The sequence below is a fragment of the Streptomyces sp. NPDC104309 genome (assembly GCF_055584025.1).
This window is the reverse complement of the sequence record NZ_JBVJMV010000002.1, coordinates 212,853-229,754: the sequence shown is the minus strand read 5'-3', so window position 1 is coordinate 229,754 and position 16,902 is coordinate 212,853. Positions and strand designations below refer to the sequence as shown.

The window sequence follows — 16,902 nt, the reverse complement described above, 5'->3', positions numbered from 1 at the left end:
TCGTACAGTGGAGTACATGACCACGGCATCCCCCGGCGAGCCCCGCTGGCTCACCGACGAAGAGCAGCGTGTCTGGCGTGCGTATCTCCACGCCACCACGCTCATGGAGGACCACCTCGACCGCCAGTTGCAGCGGGACGCGGGGATGCCGCACATCTATTACGGACTGCTCGTCCAGCTCTCCCAGGCGCCCCGCCGCCGGAAGCGGATGACCGAGCTGGCCAAGGACGCCAAGATCACCCGCTCCCGGCTCTCGCACGCCGTGGCACGACTGGAGAAGAGCGGCTGGGTGCGCCGCGAGGACTGCCCGTCCGACAAGCGCGGCCAGAACGCCGTCCTCACCGACGACGGCTACGAGATGCTCCGCCGGTCCGCGCCGGGCCATGTCAGCGCCGTACGCCAGGCGATGTTCGACCGGCTCACACCCGAGCAGGTGTGCTCGCTCGGCGAGATCATGCAGGTCATCGCCACCGGGCTGCAGCCGGAGGGCACGGACGCGGATCTGCCCTGGCTGCGCTGAGCCGCTCACCGGGACGCGGCTCTGCCCCGGCTCCGTCGACCGGAACCGGGGCAGAGCCGCGTTCACCTCAGGTCACCCCGCCGGGCGGCGTCAGTGGGCGACGACCGGGACCTTGAACTCGTCCTCGACACCGTCGACGTCACCCGAACCGGAGCCTCCGCTCGCCGTGGCCGTCGAGGGACGCCCGGCGTTGATGAAGGTCACCGCGATCGCGGAGGCCACCACCAGGATGCCGACGGCCCACCAGATGGCACCGGTGAAGCCGTGCACCATCGCCTGGAGCTTCAACAGCTCGGGGTCGCGGGCGCCGAGCGCGGCGTGCGAGGTGGCGTACGCCGTCGCGGCCGATGCGGCGATGGTGTTCAGCAGCGCCGTACCGATCGCGCCGCCCACCTGCTGCGAGGTGTTGACCATCGCGGACGCGACGCCCGAGTCCCTCGGCTCGATACCGTGCGTCGCCAGCGACATGGCCGGCATGAACGCCGTGCCCATACCGAGCCCCAGCAGGAGCTGCGCGGGCAGGATCAGCGTGGTGTACGAGGAGCCGATCTCCAGCTGCGTCAGCAGCAGCATGCCGACGGCGGCGGTCAGGAAGCCGGGGCCCATGAGCTTGCGCGCCGGGACGCGGGTCATCAGCCGGGCACCGATCTGCGTCGAACCGGTGATCATGCCCGCGATCATCGGGAGGAAGGCGAAGCCCGTCCTGATCGGCGAGTAGCCCTTGACGACCTGCAGGTAGTACGTCAGGAAGAGGAACAGCCCGAACATCGCGATGATGGCCAGACCCAGCGAGAGGTAGACGCCACTGCGGTTGCGGTCCAGCACCACGCGCAGCGGCAGCAGCGGCGACGTGACCCGGGACTCGGTCAGGACGAACGTCAGCAGCAGCACACCGGCCGCGACGAACATGCCGATGGTCAGCGCGTCCGACCAGCCGGCGGACTCGGCACGGGTGAATCCGTACACCAGCGAGACCAGACCCAGTGCGGACAGCACGACGCCCGGGATGTCGAGCGGCGAGCGGTTGCGGCTGCCGGCCGGCTCACGGATCACGAAGTACGCGCCCGCGGCCGCGACGACCGCGAACGGGATGTTGACGAAGAACGTCCAGCGCCAGTTCAGCGCCTGGGTCAGGAAGCCGCCGAGGATCAGGCCGACGGCACCACCGCCACCGGCGATCGCACCGTAGATGCCGAACGCCTTGGCGCGCTCCTTGGCGTCGGTGAACATCACGGCGAGCAGCGACAGCGCCGCCGGGGCGAGCAGCGCGCCGAAGACGCCCTGGAGGGCTCGGGAGCCGAAGAGCATGCCCTGGTTCTGGGCCGCGCCACCGAGCGCGGAGGCCAGTGCGAAGCCGATCAGGCCGACGACAAAGGTCCGCTTGCGGCCCCAGAGGTCGGCGATCCGGCCCCCGAAGAGCAGCAGTCCGCCGAAGGCGAGCGCGTAGGCCGTGATGACCCACTGCTTGTTGGCGTCGGATATGCCCAGGGCCGTCTGGGCGTGCGGCAGCGCGATGTTCACGATCGTGGCATCGAGTACGACCATCAGCTGCGCGAGGGCGATGAACGCCAGCGCTTTCCAGCGACTGGGGTCCGGGAGTCGGATATCAGCTGTTTTTGACATGGGGGTATCCACCTAAGGACGCACGTGGGCGCGCGAAGTCGTGAACCGAGAGGTCGGCGAACGGGCAGTCGGTCAGGGACGGCCGGCGAGAACGGCCGCCGGAGAAGGCCGGGCGGGACGGGTCAGGCGTCGTCGGTCGGGCGGGATCAGGCGTCGTCGGTCAGGCGTGGCGGATCAGGCCTGACGGATCAGGCCTGACGGATCGGGCGTTACCGCTCGGGCATGACAGGTCGGGCATGACAGGTCGTTGCGGGTCGAGGCGGTGAAAGGGAGGCGTGGTCGAGGTGCGGTGAAAGGAAAGGCGTGGTCACAGTGCGGTGGTCGCGCCGCCGGGCACCCGGTTCGGGGGCCCGGCGCGGGGCCTCATGGCCGGCGCCGCAGGTCCTCCAAGGTCGCCGCCGTTCCGGGCAGCCGGGACCGGGCCGGAGCCTCCAGTCCGTCCAGGAACAGCTGTAGATGACGGTGGGTGAACCGGTCGATGTCCGGGCATCCGATGCCGGGCAGCGGCCGGGTGAGCTGGGAGAGGGCGACCAGTACGTCACCGACCGCGATGTCGGTGCGCAGGCGCCCGGCGGACATGGCGCGCGCCACGAGTCCTTCGACGGCCTCTTCGAGGCGCCGACGCTCGGCGAGCAGTTCGGGATGGTCCTTGTCGAAGCCGCCGGACAGCATCGGGCACAGGGCCCCGATCCGTTCGTCGGCCGCCGCGTGCACGAAGCGGCAGAGTGCGGCGAAGGGATCGGCCTCCTCGGCCGTCGCCTCCTCCGCGCGGTCGGTGGTGCGGCAGGTGACCGCGAGCACGACCTCGTGCGTCAGCGCGGCCCGGTCGGGGAAGTTCCGGTAGAGCGTGGCGTTGCCGACGCCGGCGCGGCGGGCGACCTCGTCGAGCGGCACGTCCGGCCCGAACTCGACGAACATCTCGCGCGCGGCCGTCACGATCCGCTCCCGGTTGCGCAGCGCGTCCGCTCTCGGACGGTGCGTCCGGGGCTGCGCCGTTCCGGTGGCGGTGCGAGTGACGGTGTCCACGACGGCTCTCCCTGCCTTCCGACTCCTGCGATTCCCGGCGCCACGGTCTTCGTGGTGCCGGACTTCGGTCATGGTCTCTTCGGCCTCGGCCCTGCTTCGACCTCGGTCCTGATCCTGCTTCGGTCCTGGTTCTGCTCTGCCGCTGCTCCTGGTTGCTTCCATCTTCGCAGCACTCCCCTCCCACAACCGGGGAATGCTTCCCCGTTTCGCGGGGACACGAGTTCAAACGGGGAAACGGTCCCCGGTTATTTCCCCACCACGATGTGACCTGAGGCACACCTCGGAACGGGAAAACCAACCGTTCGGCGCACCCGACGAGCGGTGCCGCACCACCCGTCACAGGCTGAACCGCAGAGCGCAGTCAGGGCCGGCCGGCTGCCGCGGACCGCGAGGCGCCTGTATGCAGAAGACCCGCCACCGGATACGCAAGCACCGCAACCCGATCGCGCTCGCCTCGGCCACGACCCTGGTCATCGCGGCACTGGCCTCGGGCAGCAGTGCGCTTCCGATATCCAACCGGGCCTCGGCCGGACCGGTGGCGAACTCCCGGTCGGCGGGCATAGCCGCGTGCCGCATAGCGACGACCATGGGCGTACAGATGTCGGAGGGCATGCCGACGGCGGCGAACTACGCCCACTCCACGGGCAGGATCCACGCGCTCAACCTGATGATCGACTTCCCCGACGCGCCGGGCACCGAACCGGCGATGGACCGGTACGACGAATTCTTCCCGCAGACCGTCAACTGGTTCCGGACCGCTTCGTACGGACGGCTCACCTACATCCCCGACGCGCCCATGAAGACCTGGCTGCGGATGCCGCTGCCGTTCTCCGAGTACGGGATAGAGCGCGGATCACCGTACGAGCCGGGCTACCGCCACCTCGTCCAGGACATCGTCGCCGCCACGAGATCGAAGGTCGACTTCAGTACGTACGACCTGGTCAACATCCTGGTCACACCGAACGCCGGACCCCCCGCCCTGGACACCGTCCTGTCCGTGACCTTCTCCGGCAATGACGACGCCCCGCACGCGGACGGCATCCCGCTCGCCAACACGTCGTTCATCTACAGCCGCCAGGACGACGGCTCGGGGTCGTTCAAGCAGAACGGCTACCGCGTCCTGCCGCACGAGAACGGCCATGTCTTCGGCCTCCCCGACCTCTACACCGTGGAGGGCGGCGGCGCGGTCGGGCACTGGGACATCATGTCGGAGGACTGGGGGGCCAACAACGACCTGCTCGGCTGGCACAAATGGAAGCTCGGCTGGCTGGACAACAAGCAGGTCAGCTGCGCCGCCCGGCCCGGCACCAGCGACCACGTCCTCGAACCACTGGCCACCCGGGGCGGCATCAAGCTGGCCTTCGTACCGCTGAGCAGCGAGTCCGGCTACGCCGTGGAGGTTCGGACCCGGGCGGGCAACGACCAGGCGGTCTGCCGGCCCGGGGTGCTGATCTACAAGGTGAACTCGGACGTCGACACCGGTCAGGGGCCGGTGTCCGTCGCGGACAGCGCCAAGGGCAGCAGCGGCTGCACCCGGCTGCCCAATGTGCATGCCGAACTCTCCGACGCCGCCTACCAGCCCGGCCAGACCTTCACCGACCGGGCAGCCGGGATACGCATATCCGTGGTCGACAAGGACGACAACGGGAACTACCACGTCCGGATCACTCGCCCCTGACCGCCCGGATCCGCGGCCGTCCGCCCCGCTCGGCCACGGTCACGGCCGACCGGCCTCTCCGTCCGGATCCGTGACCGATGCGTCCCCGTCGGTCCGCCGCACCTCCGCCTCGACGGGCCCGCGCAGCTCCCGCTTGAGGATCTTCCCGGTCGGGTTGCGGGGCAGCGGTTCCATGCGTACCAGCACATGGGCCGGGACCTTGAACGCGGCCAGGCTCCGAGCGACGTGCGCCCTGAGCTCCTCGGGAGTGACGGTGGCACCGGCCCGCAGCCGGACGACGGCGGCGACCTCCTCGCCCAGAACCGGATGCGCGACCCCCAGCACCGCCGCGTCCTCGACGTCCGGGTGGTCATGGAGCACCGCCTCGACCTCGACGCAGTACACGTTCTCCCCGCCGCGGATCACCATGTCCTTGATCCGGTCGACGACATCGACCCGCCCCGCGCGCACCACCGCGAGATCACCGGTCCGGAACCAGCCGTCGGTGAACGCCCGAGCGGTCGCCGCCTCGTCCCGCCAGTAGCCGCGGACCAGGGACTGGCCACGCAGCCACAGCTCACCGACCTCGCCGTCGGGCAGCGCCTCGCCCGTGGGGCCCGCGATCCGCACCTCGGTGGCGGGGGTCGGACGGCCGACACTGCCCGGGTGGAGCCGGTATTCGGCGCCGAAGTTCGCCAGGACGCCCCCGCTGGTCTCGGTCAGGCCGTAGCCGTTGCGGGGCTCGATCCGGTCGCCGTGGCGGGTGGTCAGCCGCGCGACCAGATCGGGCGGGGCGGCGGCCCCGCCGGTGTTCAGCATCTGCAGACTCTCCAGGCCGTCGCCCGCCCGCTCGGCCGCCGCGAGGAGTTGGAGCGCGGTCGTCGGGACTCCGGCGTAGTGCGTGACGCCGTGTGCGCGGATCAGCCGCAACGCCTCCTCGGCGTCCCACTTCCGCATCAGGACGATCGTGCCTCCCGCCGCCATCGCCGCGTAGAAGCCGGTGAACGCGGCGACATGGAAGAACGGGAACGTCAGCAGCGACACCGGGGCGGGGCCCTGCCCCGGGACGGTCCCGCGCCCGAGTGCGGAGGCGGCGGCGTGGTAGCGGGGGTTGAGTACGGCACCCACCTGGGCGAGATGGGTGGCGACCGCGCCCTTGGGCCGGCCGGTGGTGCCGGAGGTGTAGATGATCGTCGCGTCGTCCTCCGGCCGGATCTCGACCTCGGGGGGCGCGGCGAGCGGATCGGGCGCGGGCAGGTCCTCGTACCGCTCGACGCCGTCCGGAACCGTCCCCTCCGAGTGGAAGACGACCACGCGCGCCCCGCTCCTCGCCGCCCAGCCGGCGACCCTCGGCAGCCGCTCGCCGTCCACCAGGAGCACCCGCGGCTCGCAGTCCTCCAGCGCGTACGTGAACTCGTCCTCGGTCCACCAGGCGTTGAGCGGGACGGCCACCAGCCCGGCCAGTTGCGCGGCCCAGAAGGCGATCTGCCACTCCGGGTGGTTGCGCATCGCGACGACGGCCCTCTCTCCCCGGCGCAGCCCGTACGTCCCGGTCAGCCGGCATGCCAGCGCGGACGCGGCGGCGAAGAACTCGGCGTACGAGTAGCCGCGCTCCCCCGCGATCAGGAACGGCCGGTCCCCGTAGGCCCAGGTGGTCTCCACGAACTCACGGAGTGTGCGCGGCCCGTTCGCGTACACGAGGGCTCCGGCGTGCGCCCCGTCCTCTGCCCGCACCACGGCGAACGGGGCTCCCGGAGCGGTGAGCACGGCTTCGACACGGGCCACGGCATCCGCGGCGGCGGCCTCATCGGCAGCGGCGGCCGGGGGCCGGGCGTGCGGGGCCGATGCGGCGGGAATCGGGTCGATGTGCGGCACGAACGACCTCTCTAAGCGCTTGCTCAGTACATGCGCGACGGTATGCCCGCGCCCACCCTCCGTCAAGGGAGCCATCCGGCCCGCGCCCGCTGCCCGGCGACGACGTGGGCGACGACATGGGTGGGGTCCCCGGGCACTCCGTTCTGCTGCGGGTTGGGCGCTCCGCCTCGGGCGGCAACGGCTCGAACGCGGCGTCACCGGCGCCAAACGTATCCGGGCCGGGCTTCTTCCCAAGGGATGGACGGGCTTCCCAAGGGAGGAACGTGGCCGACAAGACCGGAACTGGTGTCAGGCGCGTCAGGCGTGCCAGGCGCGTCGGGGCGCATCGAGCACGTCAGGCGGGGAGTGCCAGGCGGAAGGCCGTATGTCCGGGGCCGCTGGTCACGGTGACGGTTCCGCCGTGGGCGGTGATGACGGCGTGGACGATGGCGAGGCCGAGACCGGTGCTTCCCGTGCTGCGGGAGCGGGCGTGGTCGGCACGGACGAAGCGTCCGAAGACTTCGGGCTGGAGCTCGGCGGGAATCCCTGGCCCGTTGTCGCTCACGCTCACAGCGACGCCGGTCCGGCTTGTGGTGAGGGCGACGGTCACCTCGGTGCCGGGCGGGGTGTGGGTACGGGCATTGGCGAGGAGGTTCCCGACGGCCTGCTGGAGCCGGTGGGCGTCGCCGGTGACGGTGACCGGTTCTCCGGGGAGGTCGAGGAGCCAGCGGTGGCCGGGGCCCGCGGCGCGTGCGTCCTCTGTCGCATTCAGGATCAGCAGGGTCAGATCGACCGGCTCGTGTTCGAGGGGGCGTCCGGCGTCCAGGCGAGCGAGGAGAAGCAGGTCGTCGACGAGGCGCGTCATGCGCTGCGACTCCCCGTCGATGCGCTCCAGGGCGTGGCGCACCTCGCCGGGAACGGGGCCGCGGTGGCGCAGGGCGAGTTCGGCGTGGGCCCGGATGTTGGCGACGGGGGTGCGCAGCTCGTGGCTGGCGTCGGCGGCGAAGTGCCGAAGCCGCTCCTCACTGGCCTGGCGCTGGGTGAGTGCGCCCTCGACATGGCCGAGCATGTGGTTGAGGGCGCTGCCGACCTGACCGACTTCGGTACGGGGGTCGGTGTCGGGAAGCGGACCGGGCATGGCGACCTCGCCGCTGGCGAGCGGCAGCCCGGCCACCTCCGCTGCCCGCGCGGTGACCTGCTGGAGGGGGCGCAGCGAGATCCGCACCCACAGGGCCCCGGCGATGCCGGTGACCACGAGGGCGGCGCCGAACAGCACGGTTTCGACCGCTTCGAGGCGGTGAACGGTCTCTTCCACCGGGTGCAGGGGCAGGCCGGTGATCAGGGTGTCCTGATCGTCGCCCCGGACAGCCGTGACGCGGTACGCCCCCGGGGTGGAGAGGCGGATGCTGTGTCCGTGTCCGTCGGCGGGGATCCCCGCCAGGGCGTGACGGTCCCCGGGGGTGAGCGGGAGGGGGCGGTCGGTGGCGTCGTCGACGACGGCTGCCTGGGTGACGACGCCGTTCAGGAGGCGCGCACCGAAGGTCGACTCCGCCTGGCCCCGGGTGTCGGGGCGGTTGTCCGCGTCGGGCCTGGCCTCGTGTTCCAGGCTGGCGGCGAACCGGCCGCCGGAGGCGGACAGCTGCTCGTCCAGGCGCCCCATCAGGAAGCCGCGCAGGGCGAGGGCGGTGGTGATGCCGACGGCGAGGCAGGCGAGGGCGAGCAGGGTGACGAGTCCGACGGTGAGCTGGCCGCGCAGGGTGCGGGGCAGCGGGCGTCTCATCGGGGCTCCGCCTTGAGGACGTAGCCGACACCGCGCACCGTGTGGATCAACGGAGCGCGTCCGGCGTCGATCTTCTTGCGCAGGTAGCTGATGTAGAGCTCGACGATGTGGGCCCGTCCGCCGAAGTCGTAGGCCCAGACCCGGTCGAGGATCTGGTCCTTGGACAGCACCCGGCGCGGGTTGCGCATCAGGAACCGCAGAAGTTCGAACTCGGTCCGGGACAGATCGACGGTGGCCCCGCCGCGCCTGACCTCCCTGGCTTCCTCGTCCATGGTGAGGTCCCCGACGGTGAGCCAATTCGTACCGGCGGATTCCGCCGTCAGTCCGGCCCGCCGGAGCAGCCCGCGCAGCCGGGCCAGGACCTCCTCCAGGCTGTAGGGCTTGGTGACGTAGTCGTCGCCGCCGGCGCTGATGCCGGCGATGCGGTCCTCGACCGCGTCCCGGGCGGTGAGGAACAGCACGCACACGCTGGGTGCCTCGCGTCTCAGCGCGCGCAGGACCTGCAGGCCGTCGAGGTCCGGCAGCATCCAGTCCAGGACCACCGCGTCGGGCCGGAAGGCACGGGCGGTCGCGAGCGCGGTGGCGCCGTCGGCAGCGGTGCGGACCTGCCAGCCCTCCCCGGCCATGACCCCGGCCAGGACATCGGTGACGTCGGGTTCGTCGTCGACGACGAGAACCCTTACCGGTTCTCCGTCGGGGCGGTGCAGAGGCGATGTCGTACGCGGCTCGTCCATGGTTCCTTCAGCATCCCCCGGCGCCGGCCACGGCAGGGCGGGCCGTGTCTCTGAGTTCCCTCTGAATCGGCTCTGGCAGTCGTCGGCGGGTCGCTTTCAGAAGATACACAGAAGTTGGGCCGGGAGGCTGGCCGTCCATCGCCGGAGCGAGGCCTGTCCGGAGGAGCCCCCATGACCACCACGTTCACCACCCCACACACGAGCCGCGGGATGCGCCACCGGCGTCCGCGCCGCAGCGCCGTGCGCTTCCTGGCACCGTCGGCGATCTGGGCGGGGGCCGCGGGAGTGCTGGCCCTGTGGTGGAGCGACACGACCTCGGTGGTCGGCCCGGCGGGCTGGCTCACCGGCGCCGGGCGCATCACGGGGCTGCTGGCCGGTTACGCCTGCGCGGTGCTGCTGGCCCTGATGGCCCGCATGCCACTGCTGGACCACACCATCGGCACGGACCGCCTCGCCCGCTGGCACGCCCTGGGCGGCCGCTGCACCGTCTCTCTGTCCCTCGCCCACACCCTGCTGATCATCTGGGGCTACTCGCTGACCTCCCACACGAGCGTGCTCGGCCAGACCTCCGCGCTCGTCCTCCACTACCCCGACCTGCTCAAGGGCACGGCGGGCTTCCTGCTGTTCCTGGCCACCGCAGTCCTCTCGGCCCGCGCGGCCCGCCGGAGGATGAGTTACGAGACCTGGCACTATCTGCACTTCGCCACCTACCTGGCCGTCTTCCTCGCCTTCGGCCACCAGCTCTCCAACGGCGCCGACTTCGTCGGCAACCGCCTCGCCCAGGTGGCCTGGTACACGCTGTTTCTCGGCGTCGCCGCGCTGGTCGCCTGGTACCGGTTCGCCGTCCCCGTCCGGCGCGGGCTGCGTCACCGCCTGCGCGTCACCGCGGTCCTCCCCGAGGCGCCGGGCGTGGTCTCCGTCCACCTCACCGGCGAGCACCTGGACGAGTTGGGGGGTGAGCCGGGACAGTTCCTGCGCTGGCGCTTCCTGACCCGCGGCCTGTGGTGGACCGCCAATCCCTATTCCCTCTCCGCACCCGCGCACCCCCGCCATCTGCGCATCACGGTGAAGACCGCCGGCGGCCACAGTGCCGCGCTCGCCCACCTCGCGCCCGGCACCCGGGTGTGGGCCGAGGGGCCCTACGGCGGCTTCACGGCGAACCTCCGCACCGCTCCCAAGGTCCTTCTCCTGGCCGGCGGCGTCGGTATCACCCCCCTGCGCACGCTCTTCGAGACGCTGCCGGGACAGGTGACGCTCGTCTACCGGGCCCGTCGCGCCGTCGACCTCTCCCTGCGCGGTGAGATCGACGCGACAGCCGTCCGCCGACGGGCCGCCGTGCACTACGTCGTCGACGAACCGGCCGGGTACTCCTCACCCCTCACCGCCCGGGGCCTGAGCGCTCTGGTGCCCGATCTCGCCGCCCACGACGTCTACCTCTGCGGTCCGCCCGGTATGACACAGGCCGCCATCCAAGCCCTGCGCGAGGCCGGCGTCCCGGCACGGCGCATCCATCACGAGTCGTTCGCGTTCTGAGGAGAACCGCCATGCGCCGAGCCGTCCTGGCGACCACCGGGATCAGCGCCCTCGTCATCGCGCTGCTCGCCCTCAAGCCCCACCAGCGCCCCGTCCTCGCAGGAGTGACCCCCCGGTCCCCCGAGGCCTCCTCGTCCCCGTCCGCCCCTGCGGGCACCGCGTCGGGCGCGTCCACAGGCACGGGCACGTTCACCGGGGATCCCATCGACACCCCGTACGGAACCGTGCAGGTCGCCGCCACCCTCACCCAGGGAAAGATCACTGCCGTCAAGGTGCTCCGGGCCCCGGACGAGAACGGCCGCGACCAGCAGATCGCCTCCTATGCCCTGCCTCGCCTCACCCAGGAGGCGATCGGCGCCCAGAGCGCGCACATCGATGCCGTCTCCGGCGCCAGCTACACCAGCGAGGGCTATGTCCAGTCCCTGCAGAGCGCCCTGGACCAGGCCCATGCCTGACACCGCGCACGGGCTCCGCCACGTCGAGCACGTGATGGGCACGGTCTTCTCCTTCGACATCCGGGACGAGCCCACCACTGCCGTCCACCGCGCCCTCGCCGAGGCCGTGCGGCGACTCCACCAGGTCGATGCCGTGTTCTCCACCTACCGGCCCGACAGCCACATCAGCCGCCTCGACCGCGGTGAGATCCGCCTCGGCGACTGCCCGCCAGAGGTCTACGAGGTGCTGTCCCTCTGCGCGCGAGCCGCCCACGTCACGGATGGCTGGTTCAGCATCGTCCCGGCCGGTGTCCTCGACCCCTCGGGCCTCGTCAAGGGCTGGGCCACCGAGGCCGCCTCCCGGCTGCTCCACGAAGCCGGCGCGCACCACACCTGCGTCAACGGCGGAGGCGACCTCCGGCTTCGCGGCCGGGCAACCCCCGGCGCCCCCTGGCGCATCGGCATCGCCCACCCGCTGCGGCCCGGCGAACTGCTCACCGTCATCACCGCCGGCCACGACCTGGCCGTCGCCACCTCGGGCACCGCCGAACGCGGCGCCCACATCCTCGACCCGCACAGCGGCACACCCGCCACCGCGTTCGCCTCCCTCACCGTCGTCGGCCCCCGGCTGACCATGACCGACGCCTACGCCACCGCGGCGTTCGCCATGGGCGAGGACGCACGGGACTGGCTGGAAGCACTGGACGGCTACGAGGCACTCGCCGTCCTGCCCGACGGCCGGGCGTGGCAGACCTCGGGATTCAGTCGATACGGATCACGAGGTGGCATGCGGGCCCAGTCCTGCCCGCCGTGAACGGGCACCCCCTTCACAGCCGAGCGCTTCCCCACCGCGGCCGAGGGCTTCCCCACCGCGGCCGAGGGCTGGCGACCTCGCCAAGCGCACAGCCGCGCTTGGCCTGCCGAGGACGACGCGGCACACCGCCGCCTCGACGCAGCGGACGATCACGGCGGGCGTGGCGGAGAACTCGCACTGCCGCCGGGCTGGAAGCGGCTGCCGGCGCGAACGCCGCAGCTGCTCCAGACGGGGGTGCCGCCGTCAGGACTGGGCGGCCCGGAAGGCAGGACCCCCTCGTCCACCGGCTTGCTTCCGCCTGCGTTCGGAGGCGGGGCAGGGCTTCCGCCGGGCGCCCGGGGAGGTGAAGAACGGCCCGTGTACGGAGGCCGGGGCCCACGGTCTACGCCGTTCGAACCGGTTGCATCCGCCAGTCCGCGCACACCCAGGCTCGGACTCTCCGACCCCTTCGGCCCCGGTATGTCCGGTAACCAGCCCGTCCCCGGTCGCGGGCCAGTCGGCCCCGGCCCGGCCCGGGATACCAATGGAATCACCGGCGGCCGTCCCGCCTCGCCGCCTTTCGGACAGCCGACTGGTGCGATTCCACGCGGCACCGTTATCGGCGGTACTCCAAGCCGGCCGCAGACACCCATGGGCCGTGGCGCTGCGTCGGGTGGTGCGGGCCCTGCCGCCACGCCGCCCCGTGGCGAAGGTCGCACGACGAACCGCGAAAGTGCCTTGAACGGACCCCGAACGCCTGCGCAGTCCGGTGGGATCGTCGGCGGGCAACCCAAGCCGTCGCGACAGCGTGAACGATCAGGGTTCACCTCGGGAGGGGCCAAACTCGTACGTGGAGCGACCACAGACAGTGCACTGCCGCACAGCGGCGGAACAGCCCACGGCGCATCCGCCGCTGCTCCGAACCGTGGTGACCGCCCGACCGACGATGAGCATTCTCGCGGCCACGCGAGTCGCCGGGCGGAGGTCGGGGACGACCGAGGGTGGGAAGGACTTCTCCAAGCACCCGGGCAACGAACGCACGGACTACGACGGCCACGGCACCACCTTGGCCGTCCTCATCGCCGGAACCGGAGCCAAAGGCTCCACCACGGGCTCCTACGGCCTGGCCCCGGGCACGAAGATCCTGCCGATCCGCATCCCGGACTTCATCTTCGGAGCGGCGATCACGGTTTCCGCAGCCATCCGCAAGCGTCGGGCCCCTGCAGTTTCATTCCAGGCGGCCACGCTACCCAAGCCAATTCCCTTACACCGATACAGGGTTCACGCCAGCACGGGGAGGGGGCCACGCATGGCGTGGGATGAGTGGGAGCAGCTCAAGACCGCGGCGGTCGAGCGGCACACCACGCAGATGCAGCTCAACCAACTGCCTGCCGACCCCGGAGGTTCCACTTCCGGTGGCAGCGGCGGCGGTGCCGGCAAGCTGAGGTCCGACAAGGCGGCGTGGACCAAGGCAGGGGAAGGCGTCGGCTCGTTGCGGAAGGACCTTGACAAGGCGTGGGTGAAGGCGGAGTTGGGCCAGACGGGACTCGGGAAGGAGTCCGGGTGCCTGACCTCGGCAGCCCAGCAGGATGTCTACGATTCCTGGGGGCGCTACGTCAAGGATGTCGGCAAGGTATGCGACGGGCTTGCCAACGTGCTGGAGAAATCGGGAAATGACCAGCTACGGACCGACGAGGCCATCAAGGCCGAGATCGCCAAGCTGAAGACCGAGTACTACGAGGATCCGCCCGCCGGCGGCGAGCCCAGGGGCGGTGACCCGCAAGAATGGACCACCTGACGCTCAAGGCCCTTAAACCGACCGAGTACGTGGAAGCGGCGGACGGGTACCGCGCGATCAGCGCCATGACCGACTCGGCCAAGGACCGCATCGACAACCAGATCACCGCGACCATGCGGAAGGCCAACGCGGGCGAGGCTGCGGACGCGGCCCTCAAGCAGTTGCGGAAGCTGTCGGAGAACTTCCACTACACCCAGGTCGAGTGCAGTCTGATCACCGGCGCTCTCGACGGCTTCTCGTCCGAAATCACCGCTCCGAAGCGGCGCCTGACTGAGGCACTGGACGATGCGGCCACACTGGCATACTCCGTGAACGGAGACGGCACCGTCACGTATCCCGCCGGCGGTAAGAGCGAGCTCACCGGTGAGCCGATCGCTGGCGGCACAGTCCTGGGCAACACCTACCTGATCACGGGCAACAACACTAATTTCCAATCGCCGGGACTGCTACCGAGCGACACTCGGCTCAAAAACCCGAACCCACACCACGCCAAAGCCGTGGACATCGCCGACCGCATCGCCCACGCCGTACGGGAAGCCCAGGAGATCGACGATCGGTACAGCAAGGCGCTGCGCAAGCTCAAGGCGGCGCCGGGACTGAACGTCGACACCAAGACGTGGGCAAATGTGGCAGACGACGTCGACGCTGTCAGCTCGGCCGCCGGTAAATACCTTCAGGATCAGATCCCGTTGGACAAGTCGCCGGCCGACCGCAAGGAGTGGTGGGACAGCCTCAGCAACGAGGAGCGCGAGGAGTACAGGACGGCCTTCCCGGAAGTCATCGGCAACTTGGACGGCATCCCGTCAGCGGTCCGGGACGAGGTGAACCGGGAGAACATCCACCTTCTCATCGCACAGTTGGAGGGCCGGCACGACGAGGCTTCCATAGACAAGCTCGGCGGACTGAAGGGTATCCAGCACAAGCTCAACTCGGGAAGCCAGCCGCCGATGTTCCTCCTGGGGATTGGGCTCGAAGGAAATGGGAGGGCGATCGTCGCCTTCGGAAACCCTGACACCTCAAAGAACGTCTCGGCTTATGTGCCCGGCTTGGGTACTAAATTCAACGCCGATTTTGCCGACGGCACAGTGAAACGCGCCTTCGAAGCAGCAACGGGCGCCCAGGATATCGATCCCTCCTCATCCGCGATCGTATGGCTCGGTTACGATGCCCCTCAATCGATCGATGTGATGACTATGGTCGACGCCGAGCGCGGCGCTCCCGCGTACAACAGTTTCATGAGTGGAATTTCGGCAACCAATGAGAACGCCGATTCCCATGTCACTGCCATTGGACATTCCTATGGTTCTCGACTGGTGGGGGCCGCCACGCAGGAGCCAGGAGGCATTCCGGGGGCTGATGACATCATCCTCGTCGGAAGTCCCGGCGTTGGCGTCAACAGGGCGGAAGACCTGGGTGTGGGCAAGGAGCACGTCTGGGTGGGAGCGGCCGAGAACGACATCGTCACCAAACTCCCTTCGAAAATGGAAGCTTTGGCCGGAACCATGGGGCTCCTCGGAGGAGGGCCGCCTGGCGCGTACCTCATGGCAGAAATTGCCGACCCGGGTGACGACGACATCTGGTTCGGCAAGGATCCGGCAAGCAAGGCGTTCGGCGCCAACAGATTCGAGACCTTGCCCGGACCGGAGCTGGTCCAGCCTTCCTTCCCCAACGTACTGGACTCGAAGTTTGATATCGAAGCCCATAGCAATTACTTCTCTCCAGAGGAAGGGAAGGACAGGGTCTCTGCGCGAAACATCGCTGCCATTGTCGCAGGGCAGCCGGGATACGTCACAAGGGAGACGCCGCGATGAGGAAAAGGGTTGCAGCGGCCGCAGTACTGGCTCTACTTCTTCCCGGATGCGGCGCGCAAGGTACCGCGTCCTCAACCAAGGAAAGCCAATCGAAGATGAACATGCAAGAGGCGGCCGACAGGGCGGACACGATTCTGGACGAGACGTTTGCGTCCATCAAGCCTCCCGTTCAGTGGACACATAGGTACTCCATGCCGGGTGACTGCTATGTGGACCGCGAGCGTTCCGTCATGACGATCATCTCTCCTGAACGGCGTGGCGGCTTCCTCGGCGTGCTGGAACGCCACTGGAAAGGCAAGGGCTACAAGCTCGTCGCCACGAGTCCGAACGGGCTGGCGGCCAACTTCGAGACCCAGGACGGCTTCCAGCTCGAAGCCCTGATCGGGACCACTGGCCAGGCCCACGTGAGCGTCACCACCCCGTGTGCGGAGAAGTCCGAGGTTGCTCCGCCGACCAGCAAGCCGAACGGCCCGGACTACTCGAAGCAGGAGATGCCGGCGCCGAACGTGAAGTCGACGTTCTGGTCGAGCGACGCGCCCCTCTCAAGCTGACGCAGCGGATCTCAAGTTCCTCAGCCCACGACCGCGCGCGCTCCGGCCGGTGTCGGATCCGTTTACCCTCGGCCAGGTCCTGCTCCAACTTGCCGGCCTGGGCGTACCAGTAGCTGATCTCCTGCTTCAGACGCTGATCGACCTGAGTGCGGGTGCGGTCGATGACGTCGACTTCACCGCCTCCCAACTGGCCCGCCTCGACGAGGCCAGCACGATTGGCCTCGGGTTCCCGCACGACATGCGCCGGGTCTACGGCCTGTTCCGGCGCTGGCAACGCAATGGCACCTCGGCCAGGATCGTCACCCGGTTTCAAGCCCAGGCGGACGCGAAGGGCCTGATCACCTGGGAGGTGGACGTCGACTCCACCGTCTGCCGGGCCCACCAGCACGCCGCCGGGGCGTCGAAAAAGGGGATCTGCAAAAGGAGCCGCCCAGCGGCTCTGCCGTCGAGCCGGCCGATCACGGTCTCGGACGCTCCCGAGGCGGGTGGACGACAGAGATCCACCTCGCCGTTGAGCAGGGACAGAGGCCGCTGTCCATCGTGTGTGACGGCTGCGTCCGAGCAGCAGGGCAGGTCCGGTGAACGGGTCGAAGCCGACGCGGGGCCGTCGCCGCCCAGCAACGGAGGGACTGCGTCGCACTGAGAGAACGAAAACGCTGTTGAGCTCCCATCGAGTCCTGCGCAGTCGCAATGCCGCGTGACAACGCCCTTCCGTGAAACCTCGGTTGAAACTTATCCACTAAGGAGTTTAGTCTCATCCCGGTCCTTCGAACTGTCGGTCGCCCGTT

At 69.8% G+C, this 16,902-nt stretch carries 14 protein-coding genes; 9 read left to right on the top strand and 5 right to left on the bottom strand.

What is annotated here, in order from left to right:
* Nucleotides 1–7: 7 nt before the first annotated feature.
* The gene (locus ACZ68L_RS02805; protein WP_469573641.1) at nt 8–520 is read left to right on the top strand and encodes a MarR family winged helix-turn-helix transcriptional regulator; all 513 of its coding nucleotides are present in this window, start codon (nt 8–10) and stop codon (nt 518–520) included.
* A gap of 90 nt (nt 521–610) precedes the next feature.
* Here ACZ68L_RS02805 and ACZ68L_RS02800 read toward each other — a convergent pair whose 3' ends face one another.
* Together ACZ68L_RS02800 and ACZ68L_RS02795 are read right to left on the bottom strand one after the other, a co-directional pair.
* Nucleotides 611–2,143 carry an MFS transporter gene (locus ACZ68L_RS02800; RefSeq protein WP_469573640.1) on the bottom strand — a complete coding sequence of 511 codons (1,533 nt, stop codon included), beginning with the start codon at nt 2,141–2,143 and terminating at the stop codon, nt 611–613.
* 363 nt (nt 2,144–2,506) lie between these two features.
* Complete coding sequence (locus tag ACZ68L_RS02795) at nt 2,507–3,169, bottom strand: TetR/AcrR family transcriptional regulator (protein WP_469573638.1); 663 nt, start codon at nt 3,167–3,169, stop codon at nt 2,507–2,509.
* A gap of 400 nt (nt 3,170–3,569) precedes the next feature.
* Between ACZ68L_RS02795 and ACZ68L_RS02790 the strand changes: the two genes are divergently transcribed.
* Complete coding sequence (locus tag ACZ68L_RS02790) at nt 3,570–4,847, top strand: M6 family metalloprotease domain-containing protein (protein WP_469573637.1); 1,278 nt, start codon at nt 3,570–3,572, stop codon at nt 4,845–4,847.
* A gap of 39 nt (nt 4,848–4,886) precedes the next feature.
* On the opposite strand, the gene ACZ68L_RS02785 is transcribed toward ACZ68L_RS02790, so the two are convergent.
* The 3 genes from ACZ68L_RS02785 to ACZ68L_RS02775 all read right to left on the bottom strand — a co-directional run bounded on the left by ACZ68L_RS02785 (nt 4,887) and on the right by ACZ68L_RS02775 (nt 9,194).
* Nucleotides 4,887–6,701 carry a class I adenylate-forming enzyme family protein gene (locus ACZ68L_RS02785; protein ID WP_469573635.1) on the bottom strand — a complete coding sequence of 605 codons (1,815 nt, stop codon included), beginning with the start codon at nt 6,699–6,701 and terminating at the stop codon, nt 4,887–4,889.
* Between the two features lie 334 nt (nt 6,702–7,035).
* Nucleotides 7,036–8,460 (bottom strand): ATP-binding protein, encoded by a 1,425-nt coding sequence (locus ACZ68L_RS02780; RefSeq protein ID WP_469573634.1) that lies wholly within the window; start codon nt 8,458–8,460, stop codon nt 7,036–7,038.
* Nucleotides 8,457–9,194 carry a response regulator transcription factor gene (locus tag ACZ68L_RS02775; RefSeq protein WP_469573633.1) on the bottom strand — a complete coding sequence of 246 codons (738 nt, stop codon included), beginning with the start codon at nt 9,192–9,194 and terminating at the stop codon, nt 8,457–8,459. The genes ACZ68L_RS02780 and ACZ68L_RS02775 overlap by 4 nt, the downstream gene beginning before the upstream one ends.
* A 171-nt stretch (nt 9,195–9,365) precedes the next feature.
* Between ACZ68L_RS02775 and ACZ68L_RS02770 the strand changes: the two genes are divergently transcribed.
* The 7 genes from ACZ68L_RS02770 (at nt 9,366) to ACZ68L_RS02740 (ending at nt 16,757) form a co-directional block, all read left to right on the top strand.
* Complete coding sequence (locus tag ACZ68L_RS02770) at nt 9,366–10,727, top strand: ferredoxin reductase family protein (RefSeq protein ID WP_469573631.1); 1,362 nt, start codon at nt 9,366–9,368, stop codon at nt 10,725–10,727.
* 11 nt (nt 10,728–10,738) lie between these two features.
* Nucleotides 10,739–11,182: an FMN-binding protein gene (locus ACZ68L_RS02765; protein WP_469573629.1), complete on the top strand. Its 444-nt coding sequence runs from the start codon at nt 10,739–10,741 to the stop codon at nt 11,180–11,182.
* Complete coding sequence (locus ACZ68L_RS02760) at nt 11,175–11,975, top strand: FAD:protein FMN transferase (RefSeq protein WP_469573628.1); 801 nt, start codon at nt 11,175–11,177, stop codon at nt 11,973–11,975. The genes ACZ68L_RS02765 and ACZ68L_RS02760 overlap by 8 nt, the downstream gene beginning before the upstream one ends.
* A gap of 925 nt (nt 11,976–12,900) precedes the next feature.
* Nucleotides 12,901–13,752 (top strand): S8 family serine peptidase, encoded by an 852-nt coding sequence (locus ACZ68L_RS02755; protein ID WP_469573626.1) that lies wholly within the window; start codon nt 12,901–12,903, stop codon nt 13,750–13,752.
* A complete protein-coding gene (locus ACZ68L_RS02750; RefSeq protein WP_469573625.1) occupies nt 13,740–15,563 on the top strand; it encodes an alpha/beta hydrolase in 1,824 nt (607 codons plus the stop codon). Before ACZ68L_RS02755 ends, ACZ68L_RS02750 begins: the two co-directional genes overlap by 13 nt.
* Before the next feature lie 95 nt (nt 15,564–15,658).
* The gene (locus ACZ68L_RS02745) at nt 15,659–16,114 is read left to right on the top strand and encodes a hypothetical protein (protein WP_469573624.1); all 456 of its coding nucleotides are present in this window, start codon (nt 15,659–15,661) and stop codon (nt 16,112–16,114) included.
* A gap of 49 nt (nt 16,115–16,163) precedes the next feature.
* The gene (locus tag ACZ68L_RS02740) at nt 16,164–16,757 is read left to right on the top strand and encodes a hypothetical protein (protein WP_469573623.1); all 594 of its coding nucleotides are present in this window, start codon (nt 16,164–16,166) and stop codon (nt 16,755–16,757) included.
* The last annotated feature ends 145 nt before the right edge of the window (nt 16,758–16,902 follow it).